Source organism: Chryseobacterium sp. FR048, assembly GCF_056844665.1.
Window position 1 is genome coordinate 1,037,593 of the sequence record NZ_JBXDSE010000001.1, and the last position, 14,304, is coordinate 1,051,896.

At 38.5% G+C, this 14,304-nt stretch carries 10 protein-coding genes and 4 tRNA genes; 9 read left to right on the forward strand and 5 right to left on the reverse strand.

The genetic code is table 11. The annotated features are described in order from the left end of the window. Nucleotides 1-135: 135 nt before the first annotated feature. The 5 genes from AC106K_RS04740 to AC106K_RS04760 all read left to right on the forward strand — a co-directional run bounded on the left by AC106K_RS04740 (nucleotide 136) and on the right by AC106K_RS04760 (nucleotide 9,674). Nucleotides 136-3,267 (forward strand): T9SS type B sorting domain-containing protein, encoded by a 3,132-nt coding sequence (locus AC106K_RS04740; RefSeq protein ID WP_482443507.1) that lies wholly within the window; start codon nucleotides 136-138, stop codon nucleotides 3,265-3,267. A 95-nt stretch (nucleotides 3,268-3,362) separates the two neighbouring features. Next, nucleotides 3,363-6,449: a T9SS type B sorting domain-containing protein gene (locus tag AC106K_RS04745; RefSeq protein WP_482443508.1), complete on the forward strand. Its 3,087-nt coding sequence runs from the start codon at nucleotides 3,363-3,365 to the stop codon at nucleotides 6,447-6,449. Nucleotides 6,450-6,716: 267 nt separating this feature from the next. After that, a complete protein-coding gene (locus AC106K_RS04750) occupies nucleotides 6,717-7,997 on the forward strand; it encodes an erythromycin esterase family protein (RefSeq protein ID WP_482443509.1) in 1,281 nt (426 codons plus the stop codon). Beyond that, complete coding sequence (locus tag AC106K_RS04755) at nucleotides 7,997-8,899, forward strand: ABC transporter ATP-binding protein (RefSeq protein ID WP_482443510.1); 903 nt, start codon at nucleotides 7,997-7,999, stop codon at nucleotides 8,897-8,899. Before AC106K_RS04750 ends, AC106K_RS04755 begins: the two co-directional genes overlap by 1 nt. Further along, nucleotides 8,892-9,674, forward strand: a complete 783-nt coding sequence (locus AC106K_RS04760; RefSeq protein ID WP_482443511.1) for an ABC transporter permease — start codon at nucleotides 8,892-8,894, stop codon at nucleotides 9,672-9,674. Before AC106K_RS04755 ends, AC106K_RS04760 begins: the two co-directional genes overlap by 8 nt. A gap of 147 nt (nucleotides 9,675-9,821) precedes the next feature. Here AC106K_RS04760 and AC106K_RS04765 read toward each other — a convergent pair whose 3' ends face one another. The 4 genes from AC106K_RS04765 to AC106K_RS04780 all read right to left on the reverse strand — a co-directional run bounded on the left by AC106K_RS04765 (nucleotide 9,822) and on the right by AC106K_RS04780 (nucleotide 12,410). Further along, nucleotides 9,822-10,352, reverse strand: coding sequence for a thermonuclease family protein (locus AC106K_RS04765; protein ID WP_482443512.1), 531 nt, complete (start codon nucleotides 10,350-10,352; stop codon nucleotides 9,822-9,824). Nucleotides 10,353-10,491: 139 nt separating this feature from the next. Next, nucleotides 10,492-11,508 carry an outer membrane protein assembly factor BamB family protein gene (locus tag AC106K_RS04770; protein WP_482443513.1) on the reverse strand — a complete coding sequence of 339 codons (1,017 nt, stop codon included), beginning with the start codon at nucleotides 11,506-11,508 and terminating at the stop codon, nucleotides 10,492-10,494. 60 nt (nucleotides 11,509-11,568) lie between these two features. After that, nucleotides 11,569-11,886 (reverse strand): hypothetical protein, encoded by a 318-nt coding sequence (locus AC106K_RS04775; RefSeq protein WP_482443514.1) that lies wholly within the window; start codon nucleotides 11,884-11,886, stop codon nucleotides 11,569-11,571. 38 nt (nucleotides 11,887-11,924) lie between these two features. Then, nucleotides 11,925-12,410 carry a hypothetical protein gene (locus AC106K_RS04780; protein ID WP_482443515.1) on the reverse strand — a complete coding sequence of 162 codons (486 nt, stop codon included), beginning with the start codon at nucleotides 12,408-12,410 and terminating at the stop codon, nucleotides 11,925-11,927. Between the two features lie 267 nt (nucleotides 12,411-12,677). On the opposite strand from AC106K_RS04780, the gene AC106K_RS04785 reads away from it, so the two are divergent. From AC106K_RS04785 to AC106K_RS04800, 4 genes are all read left to right on the forward strand, one after another. Beyond that, nucleotides 12,678-12,752, forward strand: a tRNA-Pro gene (locus tag AC106K_RS04785). A 14-nt stretch (nucleotides 12,753-12,766) separates the two neighbouring features. Continuing rightward, a tRNA-Arg gene (locus tag AC106K_RS04790) sits at nucleotides 12,767-12,840 on the forward strand. Between the two features lie 95 nt (nucleotides 12,841-12,935). Then, nucleotides 12,936-13,010 (forward strand) — tRNA-Pro (locus AC106K_RS04795). A gap of 19 nt (nucleotides 13,011-13,029) precedes the next feature. Further along, nucleotides 13,030-13,103 (forward strand) — tRNA-Arg (locus AC106K_RS04800). A 554-nt stretch (nucleotides 13,104-13,657) separates the two neighbouring features. Here the strand turns inward: AC106K_RS04800 and AC106K_RS04805 are convergent. Beyond that, nucleotides 13,658-14,290: an MgtC/SapB family protein gene (locus AC106K_RS04805; protein ID WP_482443516.1), complete on the reverse strand. Its 633-nt coding sequence runs from the start codon at nucleotides 14,288-14,290 to the stop codon at nucleotides 13,658-13,660. Nucleotides 14,291-14,304: the final 14 nt, after the last annotated feature.

A 14,304-nucleotide genomic window follows, 5' to 3' on the forward strand; every position in this document is an offset into this window, starting at 1 on the left:
ATTCAATGGAAAATCTTTACTTCATTCACCATTAATATTCAGGAGGTCATCTTTATTCAGCTGTTCTCATGGAATAAAGATTCCGGAAAGCAGTTTTCAGTTTTCATCCTGTATCATTATAAATAACGTTATTCAATGATTACTATCTATATCCCCTACCAGACAAATCAATGGTTGTTATCAATCAAAAAGCTTTTGTTCGTTTTTTTACTTCTCCTTGTAGCAAGCAATAAACTCTTTTCGCAGAGAGATACGGAACATTGGTTCGCTCCTATGATGTCCAGGCTCAATGACTCCAATAAGCAGGCTTTATTTTTGTCTACAGATTCTACGACTCCTTTTCCTGTTACGATCTATAATAACAATACCGTAATTGGAACCGTAACGATCAGCAAGGGTAATCCACAGTCTTTTGAGATTCCAATGGACAATATGATCACAGGAATTCAGACTGAAGCTTTTAAGGTAACAGGACGCGGGCTTTATGTAAAGGGGGAAAAACCTTTTTTCTGTACCTTCAGGTTTTCCACCAAAAATCATGGCGAAATACTTACATCGAAAGGAAAAGCGGGTGTAGGAACCAAATTTTATGCAGCTTATGGACCTGTGGCTGTTTCTGCTTCAAATCTCAATTTCACCTGTGGGGTATTGGCTACGGAAGACAATACTGTAGTAACGGTATCCAATTATAGTCCCTCGGTTCAGTTTTCTAACGGAACCAGCGGAACCACAAACCCAACAATGACTTTCACCCTGAATAAAGGGCAATCTTATATTATAGAAGGAATAGGAAATCAGGCAGGAAATCAAACCGGTTTTATAGGAGCTAAAATAGAATCCAACAAACCGGTAAGTGTTACTAATGGAAATTTTAACGGCCAGATTATCAATTCAAATAATGGTGGTGATATTTTAATGGATCAGTCGATACCGGTAGAACGGTTAGGGGATGAATTTGTCCTCGTTAAGGGAATGGCTCCGATCGCAGCGAATGTAGAAGGTGCTATAGTAACAGCAACAGAGAACAACACGCAGATATACCTCAATGATGATGTGACTCCGGTTGCCACCCTTAATGAGGGCCAGTTCTACCGTATCGGCTCTTCTTCGTATGTCAATCAGAATAGTACGGGACATTACAATATGAGAATCCGCACCACTAAGAATGCATATATCTACCAATTAATGGCCGGACTTCAAACGATGAGTGAAATTACCATTGGAGCAAATTACATCCCTCCTGTCAACTGTTTCTTGCCTAAAAAAATTGATGAAATCGGAATGATCAATATATTACCGTATTACACAGCCATTACTCCGATTGTCAAACTCAATATTATCACCGAAGCAGGGGCTACAGTAACGGTAAACGGGAATCAGGTGACCCCCGCACAAGGACCTTATCCAGTAACTGGAAATGCCAACTGGGTGTCTTATTCTATCCCGAATGTTACTGGTAATATTACCGTTCAGTCAACAAAAGCTGTGACTGCAGGAATTGCTGCTGGAGAAGGAAACGTAGGTTATGGCGGTTATTTTGCAGGTTTTTCTTCTATTCCTGTTATTTCTAAAAAGAATGGCGATTGTATTCCCGGAATGGTACTTGAAGTAGATGACAGCTATGTATATTATCAATGGAACTTCAATGGAAGTCCTATTTCGGGAGCTACATCCAATACCTATACTCCTACCCAGCCCGGAAATTATACGGCAACGGTATCAGTAGGCGGAAGCTGTCCTCCGGCAACAACCCCGGTTTATAAAGCGTTCAGTTGTACTACCAATACGACAAAAGCTTTAACGGTTTGCTCAACGGGAACTCCTGTTAGCATTACTCCATCTTTCACCAGTTCTTCTCAAACACCTTTGCCCGGCAGTGTACAAATTATTACCCCTCCTGCAAAGGGTAGTCTTACGATAAATCCTTCAACAGGAATACTTACTTATACAGCCAATACGGGAACAACTACCGACTCTTTTACTTATAAATTCTGTGGTAATGTCCCTGAGTTTACAGATTGTGAACAGGTGAAAGTAAATATAACGGTACAGTCCGTAACAGCAACTAATACTACTCTTAAAGCCTGCAGTAATAACGGAACCGGAATTTTCGACCTTACTTCTGCCAATGTAGGGGGTCCTGCCGGAAGTACAAAAAAATATTTCCCTACATCTGCTGACCTGGCCGCAGGAACTAATGAAATCACTCCTGCCAATGCCTATGTATCTGCTGCTCCTAAAGAGGTCTATGTAAAAGTATCGACCCCTGAAGGTTGTTTTGCCCAGGCTAAAATCAGTCTCCTGTTTAATCCTGCTCCTCAGGTGCAGAACGCATCTTTAACTTCCTGCTATATTGACACAAGTCCTAATAAGGGAAATTTTGATCTTACCAAAGCTCAGGTTACTACTGAAGGAGGGATTACAAAAGCATATTATAAAACCATGCAGGATGCTTCAAACGGGATCAACGCAATTCTTAATCCAAATGTTTATTTGTCTTCCAGTGGAACAGTATACATAAAAGTAACGAATGCTACAGGGTGTTTTTCCATTGCGGCGGTCACTCTTACAGTGACATTACCTCATCCGTCACCGCTTCTTAAGGATCAGTTTATCTGTTTTGATGCTACGACAACACTGGATGCAGGAACGGGTTATGAATCATATGAATGGAGTACGGGAGCTACGACTTCCTCCATTTCCAATGTAGGAGTAGGAAATTACTGGGTTATCTTGGGACACAATAACTGTTTTACCAAGCAGACTATTTCTGTGAAAAAAGCCCCTGAACCTGTTATCAAACAAATTGATATTGACAACAATAAAGCAACACTTACTGTAACCGGAGGAACTCCTTCTTATCTATATTCTACTGACGGTATCAACTGGCAAAGTTCAAATGTGTTTACAGGGCTTCCCAATGGTCAAAATAAGTTTTATGTAAAGGATTCTTACAGTTGTGAGCCGGTACAAGCAGAATTGACTGTCATCAATATCATCAATGCCATCACACCGAATGGGGACAACGTGAACGATGTTATTTCTTACGCAGACCTTGCCTATAAGAAAGACCTGTCCTTTACAGTATATGACAGGTACGGAAATAATGTTTTTACAGGGACACGCTTTAACAATTACACATGGAACGGAATGTTCAGCAATAAAAAATTGTTTACAGGAACTTACTGGTATGTCATCACCTGGAAAGAACCAGCTTTGAAAGATGCTGTCATCAAATATACCGGATGGATCCTACTGAAAAATTAAAACCAGATTTCAGGATCATACAATTGTCATCATACAACAGCTTGCTCTTAGGGAGCAGCTGATCTATTCAACTTAATTTAATATTCCTTAAACTTATGAAAAGGATTTTATTTATTCTTATACTGCTATTCATCTCTTCCACTGTCACCGCACAAAGGGATACGGACCACTGGTTTGCTCCTATGGTAGCCAGCGCCAGCAATGGCTCACCCAAACAGGCATTATATCTATCTACAGACAGTACCATTCCATTTCCTGTTACTGTTTACAACAACAATACGGCAATAGGAACTGTCACCATCAGCAAAGGAAATCCACAGGCATTTGATGTTCCGATGAATCTGATGATAGGCCAGAATACAACGGATGCAATGAGTGTGAAAACGAGGGGGCTTTACCTTCATGGTGATATACCATTTTTTGCTACGTATAGGTTTTCAGAAGTGAATCACGGTGAAATTTTAACCTCAAAAGGTAAAGCCGGAATCGGTAAGAAATTCTATGCAGTATATGCTCCTCTGATGAATAATCAGAGCAGTCAGAATTTTTCCTGCGGTATCCTTGCGACTGAGGACAATACTCAAATTAAAGTTTCAGGATACGGTATGACGACCTGGTTTTATAATAATTTTAACGGACTCACTCATCCCAGTATTACCATTACTCTGAACAAAGGGCAATCCTACATATTTGCAGGATTAGCCAATAAACCGGGAAACAAAGACGGATTTATCGGAGCTAAAATTGAAGCCACAAAACCAGTGTCCGTTACCAACGGAAATTATCACGGACAGTTCGGAATGACTCCTCCTTATAACGGAGAGGACATTATCATGGATCAGTCTGTTCCTGTGGAACGTTTAGGGCAGGAATTTGTCATGATCAAAGGAATGGGAAACCTGCTTCCGGAAATTGAAGGAGCTATCATTGTAGCTACAGAAAATAATACAGAGATCAGGCTCAATGATAATCCCACTCCTGTTGCAACCCTCAACGAAGGACAATACTACCGTGTAAGCGCCATGAATTATGTATTGAACGGGCCTTCCCATCACAATATGTATATCAAATCTTCAAAGAATGTATATGTATATCAGCTTCTGTCAGGGATTGCAGATAATGATGCCACGGAAGGCTTTAATTATATTCCGCCATTAAACTGTTTTCTTCCTACAATTATTGATGAAATAGGAAAAATAGGAGAACTGCCTTATTATACAACCTTTAATCCGCCACTTACTGTAAAGCTCAATATTCTTACCCAGACCGGAGCTACAGTAACGGTGAACGGTATTCCTACAACAGTCGCACAAGGACCTTTTCCGGTAACCGGAACCAAAGATTGGGTTTCTTATTCTGTACCCAACATCACAGGAAATGTAACGGTAGCTTCTACAAAAGCTGTCACCGCCGGAATTATAGGTGGAAGCGGAAATCTGGGATATGGAGGGTACTTCGCAGGATTCAATTCTATCCCGGTGATCAGCAAATCTGCAGGGGAATGTGTTCCGGGAATTAGCCTGGAAGTAGAAAGCGGTTTTGATCATTATCAGTGGAATCTCAATGGCAATCCTATTCCGGGGGCAAATTCAAATACCTATACACCTACTCAGGCAGGAAGTTATACAGTATCGATCACCAAAAGTACATGTTCACCTATTGTCACTTATCCATATAAAGTATATTCATGTCTAGCCAATACAACAAAGCAGCTCAATATCTGTAGTACCGGAACTCCTACAGCTATTACACCGGCCTTTACCAATTCTACCCAGACTCCGGTACCGGGTACGGTGCAAATCATCACTCCCCCTGCGAATGGAACTTTAACGGTAAATTCAACAACAGGAATCCTTACTTATACCGCTAATGCAGGAACTACGACAGATACTTTCACGTATAAATTCTGTGGAAACGACCCGGATTTTACAGATTGTGAGCAGGTAAAAGTCAACGTAACGGTACAACCTCTGATCCTTACCGATGCTATCGTAAAAACATGCAGCACCAACGGAACCGGTATTTTTGATCTGACAACGGCCAATGTAGGAGGTCCCGCCAATACTGTCAAAAAATATTACCCGACTCTGGCTGACCTCAACGCAGGAACGAATGAAATTATGATTGCCGGCGCATATCCTTCAACAGTCCCGGCCAGTGTCTATGTAAAAGTAACCACCGTGGACGGCTGTACTGCAAATGCAAAAATCACTCTTCAGTTTCATCCTGCTCCTAATGTACAGGATGCCGCAATTACAGGATGTTTCGTTCCCAACAACCCGAATACAGGAACTTTTGACCTAACTTCAGCCCTGGTCACCACTACAGCTCCTGTAACAAAAAAATACTATCCAACGCTTAATGATGTCACCAATGGAACGAATGAAATAATGACTCCGGCTAATTATATCTCTCCCAATACAACGGTATACGTAAAAGTAACCACAGCTAACGGATGTTTTGATTTTGCTAAAATTACTTTAACAATCACTCCTCCTAAGCCTTCTCCTCTGTTGACGGATCAGTATATATGCCCTGAAGCCCGAATCACATTGAATGCAGGACCAGGATATACCTCCTATTTATGGAGTACCGGAGCAACAACACCTTCCATTACTGTTTCTATAGGTAATTATTGGGTGATTCTTAAATCCGGTGGCTGTGAGACGAAACAATTGGTAAAAGTAATGTCTGTTCCTATCCCGAAGATTAAAAAGATTAATGTAACGAACAATACAGCGACTATTATTGTAGAGGATGGCACTTCTCCTTATCAATATTCGAAGGACGGAATGATCTGGCAGGACTCTAATGTGTTCACCAATCTTACAAGAGGTAAAAATGTGTTCTATGTAAAAGACACCAGCAATTGTAATCCTGTGGAAGCTCAGATACTGGTTCCTAATCTCGTTAACGCCATTACGCCAAACAGCGATGGCATCAACGATACTCTGGATTATTCGGAGCTGGCATTTCTGAAAGACCTGAAGTTTGGTATCTTCAACAGATACGGGCAGCTTATCTACTCCTCTGAGAAAAACAATAATTACAGATGGGACGGCACTATCGGAGGTAGCCCGGTAAGCAGTGACACCTATTGGTATGAAATAAAATGGATGGATCCGGACACTCAGAAACTGGTCAACTACACAGGGTGGATTCTTGTAAAAAACCGGAATTAATCAGAATACATGATGCCTGATAAGGCTTGTACTACTTTTTGTTTAAAGAGACTGTCTCATTTTTGAGACAGTTTTTTATTGTTATCCTATGGCACTTCCTTCTATTTCCCAACATAAGGGAAAAGTGACGAATTGACACAATATATCAAATGGCATCATTTTCGACTTAATCATCAATAATTAATATATAAAACATCTATAATTTATTAAATTAAAAACACAAAAGGAAATAAATGATACATTTAATAACCTTACAATTCTGATTGAATGAAGAAAATATTATCCATTTTTATCATTTCTATGATGGCAGTTTTAGCCCTGAATAAAATTGTTTTTAAAGAAACCTCTGAGAAAGAAAAGCAGGAACTCCTGCAGGATGTACGGCGGTATAAGCATCCTATCAAAAGTATTTCTATGAATGATACTGACAACAGTGATCTAAAGGTTCTGGACTCTGCACTGAAAGACAACAGGATTTTGGTTCTTGGAGAGAGTACTCATTATGACGGTGCTACCATGCAGGCTAAAGCAAGAATGATCAGATACCTCCATGAAAACCTGGGATACAATGTTGTACTGTATGAAACCGGGCAATATGATACCTGGATCATGAATGAGGAAATGAAAAATCATTCGTTGAAAGTTCCTTCAGATTCTATAGGCGGTCTCGGACTGTTTGATTTCTGGTGGAACAATAAAGAAACCCGGCCCCTGATCAATTATTATCAGAAAACCAAAGCTTCAAAGCATCCCATAGAGCTTGGCGGATTTGATATACAGTTTTCCGGTGACGAACTCTATAGCAGGCGGAATAATCTATTAAAGGAGTTTTTAAACAAAAATAAGATTGATATCAAGCAGTTTAAAACCTTCAGCAAATATGTCAATCAGCTTAATGCATTTATTTATGAAGGGGCTACCAAAAGAATTCTGGCAGGGGATCAAAAAAAGTTGCTTCTGAGTGAGATCAGTCAACTTGAACAGATGGTTCTGAAACTTGAAAAAACCTCGGAAAACAGAATCTACGCAAGGTATTTACATGATATGAGAAATTACTTCTACAAAATCACAGAATACAGATCCGGAACAATCCCCAGCATGCAGTTCAGAGATTCCCTGATGGCTCAGAATCTTATCCACCAGATCGATTCTGTTTACCAGGATCAGAAAATCATAGTATGGTGTTCCAACATTCATTCTTTTGCAGCCCAGGAAAGCAAAGATTACCGCCCTATGGGAGCTTATATCAAAACTAAGTATGGAAAAGCCTCTTATATGATCGACTTCTCATCGTATGCTTTATTAAATGATCGTAACGGAAGCCTCATCAATAAACCCGGAAAACTGGCTATTGAAAATACATTTCATGCGATGAAAACACCTTATTTCTTTATCGATCTGAGAGCAGTACCCAATACTTCTATCTTAAAAAAGGAATTCACTTCTACCATTAATCAGAGAATAGACCAGAAAAAAGTCTGGAGCCGTTTTTTTGACGGAATTTTCTACATAGACATCAATACTTCTTTAACACCTATCAAAAAATAATGGAAAGCATTACCACCAGAGATCTCAGTTATAAAATAGGTTCTAAAACCATTCTGAATAACATCAGCCTCAATATTCCTGAAGGCAGCATTTATGGCTATCTGGGAAGAAACGGTGCCGGAAAATCAACCACGATCAAACTGCTTTTGGGACTTTTGGAATCAGACCGTGACAATATTTTCTTTCAGAATAAAAGTTTAAAACAACACCGCACAGAAATCCTTGCCAGCACCGGAAATCTGATTGAATCCCCATGTTTCTATACTAAACTGACCGTTTCCGAAAACCTGAAATATCTGGATATTATCTACGGAAAAGGGTCAAAAAGGATCGATGAGGTGCTGGAACTGGTAGATCTGCACAAAGAGAAAAAGAAAAAAGCGAGTGCTCTGTCTATGGGAATGAAGCAGCGGCTGGGAATTGCGATGGCCATTTTTAATGATCCTAAGCTTCTGATCCTGGATGAACCTCTCAACGGCCTTGACCCACAGGGTATTTTTGAAATGAGAAAGCTTTTCCAATACCTGAACGAACAGGGAAAAACCATTTTTCTTTCGAGTCATATTTTGAGCGAGCTTGAAAAAACGGCAACTCATATCGGAATCATTGAAGGAGGTGAAATGATCTTTCAGGGAACAAAAAATGAACTGCTTAATCAGGTTGAAAGACAGGTAACGTTGAAAGTGGACCAGCCAGATAAAGCCTTATCTGTATTGCAGGAATCTTTTTCTGCCACGCTGGATACTTCCAATAAAATCTCGTTAAAGATCAGTGATGATAAAAGTTTCAACACCCTTCTGAAAAGTCTTATTCAAAACGGAATTGAAATCTATGATACGGAATATCAAAGTACCAATCTTGAACAGATCTTTATTAATTTAATTTCTAAGAACCATGACTAATACCAATACTTTCGCCAAGGCATTTTCATCAGAGCAATACAAACTTTCCAAAAACAAAGAAATTTTCGGAATACTGCTGCTGCCTGTTCTTATTATTTTTGCCATTGACCTTTATATAGCCTACGATGTTATCAGCTCAGGAACCGACCCTGGCAGCGGAACTTCCAACCCGTGGAAAATGGTATTAGGCAGAACTGTATTCATGTTCTTTTACCTGCTCTTTCCTATTCTCGTCGCTCTTTTTGTACATGGGTGCTGCGATGTGGAATATCGGAATAACAATTACAAAATTCTGTTTACTCTTCCTGTCTCAAAGACCAAGATTTTCTTTTCAAAGGCTCTGTTTATTCAGATCACCGTTTTTTTCTCGGTGCTGTTTTCCTATCTGGCCTTTTTGCTGAGCGGTTATCTTTTAGGTATTGTTTTTCCTGATCTGGGTTTCCAGAATTATGATTTCAGAGAGGTTATCTTTTATATATTTCTGAAGCTTTTCATTACTCTTTCTGCAATTGCCATGGTGCAGCTGACATTAAGCCTTGTATTCAAAAATTTCATTTATCCTATCGGAGGCGGGGTTTTCCTGCTGCTTTTCTCAACCATTGTTCATGAAAAAAAGTTTTCAGACTTCCTGATCTATACCGGCGGATACAAATCTCTTGATAATTTTATCATGGAAAATATCGCTTTTGACAGATTGGATTATTCTAATATTGCTGCTATCCTTATATTTCTGGCTCTAAGTTTTTATCTGTTTATCAAAAAGAAAGGTGGATAGAACCCTGTTGTTAACCTGAGTTTGGGATAAGAGCTTTTCAGTTTAATCAAAGTTGAGAGCTGGAAGCAGAAAGAGGGAGGTTATTCAAGTCATAAAGAATAACTTTTTTCAGATTTCTATATTTTATTAAAAAGATAAAGGAGCGATTTATATCACTCCTTTTATTTTTGCTTTGACTTCGTTTTTAGAAGCTTCGGACTTTTTATTTTTTGATGCTTCCCGCTTCATTTTTCTGTATTCCCAGGGAGCCATAGCATTGACATCCTGCCATAGACCGATTTTCTTAACCTGTGCCTTTTCCTGTAATTTTCCTAAAGTGGTATCTTTAGAATAAGAGAAATACCACCATCCCATTCCCGCTTTGATCAACTCTTTGGAAAGGTATTTATTATCATCATAATATACTTTGGCAATGGAGCGTCCATAACGGTCTGTAGTGGTTTCTACAAATTTTACGGTTTTACCAAATACCTGAGCAGAGGTAAACTGTTTAGCATTTTTTCCGAAGGCCTGTCCGTTTTCAGGGCAATCGACTTCGGCCAGCCTGAGCTTTTTTTGTTGGTTTCCTTTTAAAAGTAAAGTAATAGTATCACCATCTGAAATTTTGATCACCTTTCCGCTGGTCTGTGCAAACATCAGTACCGGGGAAAACAAATACATCAACATTAATCTTTTCATGAGGCAAATATAGGAATTAGTCGTTTTGAGAAATATAAAAACCTCATATTTTACGGGATTTTATTGCTATCAGCGAAAATCAGAAACCTTGTTCATTTATTTTTTTAAACCAACGCATCTCCCGATGATCAATACTTACTTAATAAATAAATCTAACCTCATTGTTCAGTTTATACACACCTAACAAGCCTTTAGGGGACTTCGCTACCGTTTTCTTTTCAAAAGTATGCAGATTGATTCTATTGACGTTAAAATCAAGATCCTGAATGTACAGAAAGTCGCCCAGTCTATACATCTGATTGCCGGTTACACTGCCTTTATCAATTACTTTAGAGGCTCTTTTGGTAAGATCAAATTCGTTTAGTTTAGAATTCCGGGTATAGTAATATATTTTGTCCTGATATAGCACAGGCGTTACCATGATGTCAACCGCTGCTGATGCGTGGGAGTATATGACAGTTCCTGTGTCTTTTTCCATAAGCATTATTTCGCCGTCTTTATCACTATTTTCACGTCCCAGAAAAATATACTTCCCTGCAACTATGAAATTTGAAAATCCTGTCTGCGGCATTTCTCTGCTCCATACTTTTTTTCCTGAAGAAATCTCGTAGGCAGCCATCAGAGCACAGTTGAAATCTGCTACATAAAAACAGTTTTCATCAAATCCTATTGGGCGGGGTGCGCTGTCTACGGTACAATGGTCAGAATGCAACGGCAATTCATAGATTATCTTCCCCGTTTTTGAGTGTATTGCCACCAATCCATCGGTATTTACACTGGCGATAATAATATCATCATTCACCAACTGGAATTCTCTTATTCTTCCTTTGGTTTTTAATTTCCAAAGTATCTTATTATTTTTATAGTCTATACAGGTAAAACTATGGTTTGAGTCCGGAAAATAGAGTTTTTCATCTTGGATTCGGGGCTCTGTAAAGCAACTCTGTTCAATTTTTGAAGAAAAAATCTCTTTACCGGTTTTTAAATCTTCTACTTTTATCGCATATTCTTCCGCTTCATCGTTATCATAGGAATAGATCAGTAAATTATCTTTTTGATCGACGTGGGCAACAAGAGCATTTCGGTTGTCCTTGTATGTTTCAGTTTCTTTGCAGGAAACTATAAACAACAGCAATATCATTATATTTTTTATCATTCTCCAGAATTCTTTTATTGATATAGAACCGCAATTACAAACCTCTATTTGAAAAGTACATTATATCCACAGATCTTTAAAGTATTTTGCAAAAATCTCCAATCCTTTCTGAACCTTCTCTTTAATTTCTTCTGCACTAAGGGCTTCAAAATTTTCGGGACAACTGTGATATTCAAAAGGGAATATCATTATTTCCAGTTGTTGACTCCAAAACCGGCTTCTTTCTTCTACCGTTATATTCTGATCCGGAAAGTCATCGTTGAAAGCCGGGAGTGTAGGCGCTTCATTGTTATCAATTTTTGATTTAAAAGCTTTCAGCCTGGGGTACATAAAATCTGACAATACGTATTTCAGATCATAGATCTCATCTTCTATCATGGCTTTAACGGGTTGAGTTGATTTTTAAAATAAAAATATTACTTTTCTCTGGTAAAATTGATCATATCCCCCAGATTATTGTTACACGGTATAAATATTTCTTCAGGTATTCCTGCTGAAAAATTGACATTCTTAAATTGTTTACAGCTATTATCCATACTTGAAAAAGAGAGGATGTTTCCTTTCAAAACTGAAATATTGAAGCCTGAGGTATAATAGCCACCTACCTTTTTAAAAGTACTGTCATACAAGATCAAAGCACTTTCCAGATGTGGAGAACTGTCCCCACTTAGAACAGACTTATGCAAAAGCTTATAATCTTTGCCATCAGCGGTTAATTTGCCAAGATAAATAAAACGGTAGCTCAATGTAGTATCAGGTATATTCATTTTCATTTCAAGATCATCCCCAACGCTTTTGCTTTTTAAGAACAGGACTTCAAAATCTTCAATAAAGTCATTATTTTCCTTTTTCTGATTACAGGAAAACAGCAGTACAATCAGAAAAAAACGTATATATTTCATTTTAATGAGGGGTGTAATTTTTTTAAAATATCAAGAGACTAAAACTTCTGGAAAACCAGAAAAAGGAGGTTGGAAGAAAATAACTGGAAAAAATCATTTCATTTTCAAAATAAGATAAGTCGATGGTTATTAATTGAGTAAAGTTAATAAAAAAGTTTGTTCAAAAAATTAATTAAAATTTATCCTATAATTTATTTTTTTATTCCAAAAAGTATTGTACCTTTGCAACCGCAAAAACGAAATAAAAATCGTTATTGATGGCCACTTCGGGGCGTAGCGTAGTCCGGTCATCGCGCCTGGTTTGGGACCAGGAGGTCGCAGGTTCGAATCCTGCCGCCCCGACTATTAAAATTCAAGGGTGCGTAGCTCAGCTGGATAGAGCATCTGCCTTCTAAGCAGACGGTCAAAGGTTCGAATCCTTTCGCGCTCACTAAAAACGCTCACATTTTCTTGTGGGTTTTTTATTTCAAAACATTGTAACTTTACAATGGTAATACGAAGTAAAATTCGTTAAGATGACCTCATCGGGGCGTAGCGTAGTCCGGTCATCGCGCCTGGTTTGGGACCAGGAGGTCGCAGGTTCGAATCCTGCCGCCCCGACTTTTTTTCAAAATTTTAAGGGTGCGTAGCTCAGCTGGATAGAGCATCTGCCTTCTAAGCAGACGGTCAAAGGTTCGAATCCTTTCGCGCTCACAAGAACCTCATCATTTTTATGGTGAGGTTTTTTGTTATTTAAACCACATAGCTACATAGGCGTCCAGAAAATTATATTGTGAACCCTCTATTTTATAATTGTCATTAATTTGGAGGTTCCATCAATAAACCTAACAGTTTTTTGAAACCTGTTAGGTTTAGAATATCTATTAAGTTTAGAAAATAAAATAACAATTCTACACTTCACCCTATAAAAACGCTGTTTCGTCTGCCTATTTTGCTGAGTCAGCAGAAGTTTTGGACCTATCGATAACAAATCCCTGTACTTTTACAGTAAGTTTGACCGAGAGGTCGTTAAAAAAGTTAGTTTTAATTAGGTAAGATAACATTGATTAAGGGTCAATAAAAATCTTTTTGTGCACTTTATAATTCCTTGTAGCCATTTTTGATGGCTTAACTATACACTTAATCATGTTTGGGTAGGATTGGTTGATTCCAATCCTATTTTTTATATTCTGAAAGATTTTATACGTTTAAAAGATAAGCTCTAAACCGAATATAGATATATGTTTGTCTATATTGTATGCGATGAATTAAAATTTAAACTCTTCAATAGAGGTATCGTTCAGTAAAACTCTTGTACAGATCTCATGCTTTTTTGCAGCTCCCTGTACCCGCCATATAACCGTATAGTTTCCTCCGGTTCTTATCTGCTTTCCTCTGATCGATTTTAAATCATGTTCTCTGAAAAGAGCTTCATATTTCTCTAAAATACCCTCCTCGTAAGGAAGTGTAATCTGATAGATATAACGGACACTGATCTTGTCAATAATATCCTGAATATATTTAAACATAATCAACAGCAAAAATACCACCACAGATCCTATGGCAGCCTCCTGGTAATGCCCGGCTCCTATTGTCATTCCCAGAGCAGCACAGATCCATATTGTAACCGCTGTTGTGAGGCCGGAAACCCTGTTATCTTCTTTAAAAATAACCCCTGCTCCCACAAACCCGATTCCGGTAATGATATTGGCCGCAATACGGTCAGGACTTCCCGGTTCTCCCAAACCTATCGAAAGCATCGTAAATATACAGGCCCCCAACGTCACCAGAATCATCGTTCTCAACCCTGCTGACTTCAGCTGATACTCTCTTTCGATTCCTATTATTCCACCTACAAAAACCGAAAATAAGATAGGAAGCAGATCTTCAAATAACTCCATGGAGATTCATTTTT

Excerpts from the sequence above, each read along its gene's own strand:
- AC106K_RS04745 (WP_482443508.1), top strand. The coding sequence starts at position 3,363 with ATGAAAAGGATTTTATTTATTCTTATACTGCTATTCATCTCTTCCACT.
- AC106K_RS04755 (WP_482443510.1), top strand. The coding sequence starts at position 7,997 with ATGGAAAGCATTACCACCAGAGATCTCAGTTATAAAATAGGTTCTAAA.
- AC106K_RS04770 (WP_482443513.1), bottom strand. The coding sequence starts at position 11,508 with ATGATAAAAAATATAATGATATTGCTGTTGTTTATAGTTTCCTGCAAA.
- AC106K_RS04750 (WP_482443509.1), top strand. The coding sequence starts at position 6,717 with ATGAAGAAAATATTATCCATTTTTATCATTTCTATGATGGCAGTTTTA.
- AC106K_RS04780 (WP_482443515.1), bottom strand. The coding sequence starts at position 12,410 with ATGAAATATATACGTTTTTTTCTGATTGTACTGCTGTTTTCCTGTAAT.
- AC106K_RS04765 (WP_482443512.1), bottom strand. The coding sequence starts at position 10,352 with ATGAAAAGATTAATGTTGATGTATTTGTTTTCCCCGGTACTGATGTTT.
- AC106K_RS04760 (WP_482443511.1), top strand. The coding sequence starts at position 8,892 with ATGACTAATACCAATACTTTCGCCAAGGCATTTTCATCAGAGCAATAC.
- AC106K_RS04805 (WP_482443516.1), bottom strand. The coding sequence starts at position 14,290 with ATGGAGTTATTTGAAGATCTGCTTCCTATCTTATTTTCGGTTTTTGTA.
- AC106K_RS04775 (WP_482443514.1), bottom strand. The coding sequence starts at position 11,886 with ATGATAGAAGATGAGATCTATGATCTGAAATACGTATTGTCAGATTTT.
- AC106K_RS04740 (WP_482443507.1), top strand. The coding sequence starts at position 136 with ATGATTACTATCTATATCCCCTACCAGACAAATCAATGGTTGTTATCA.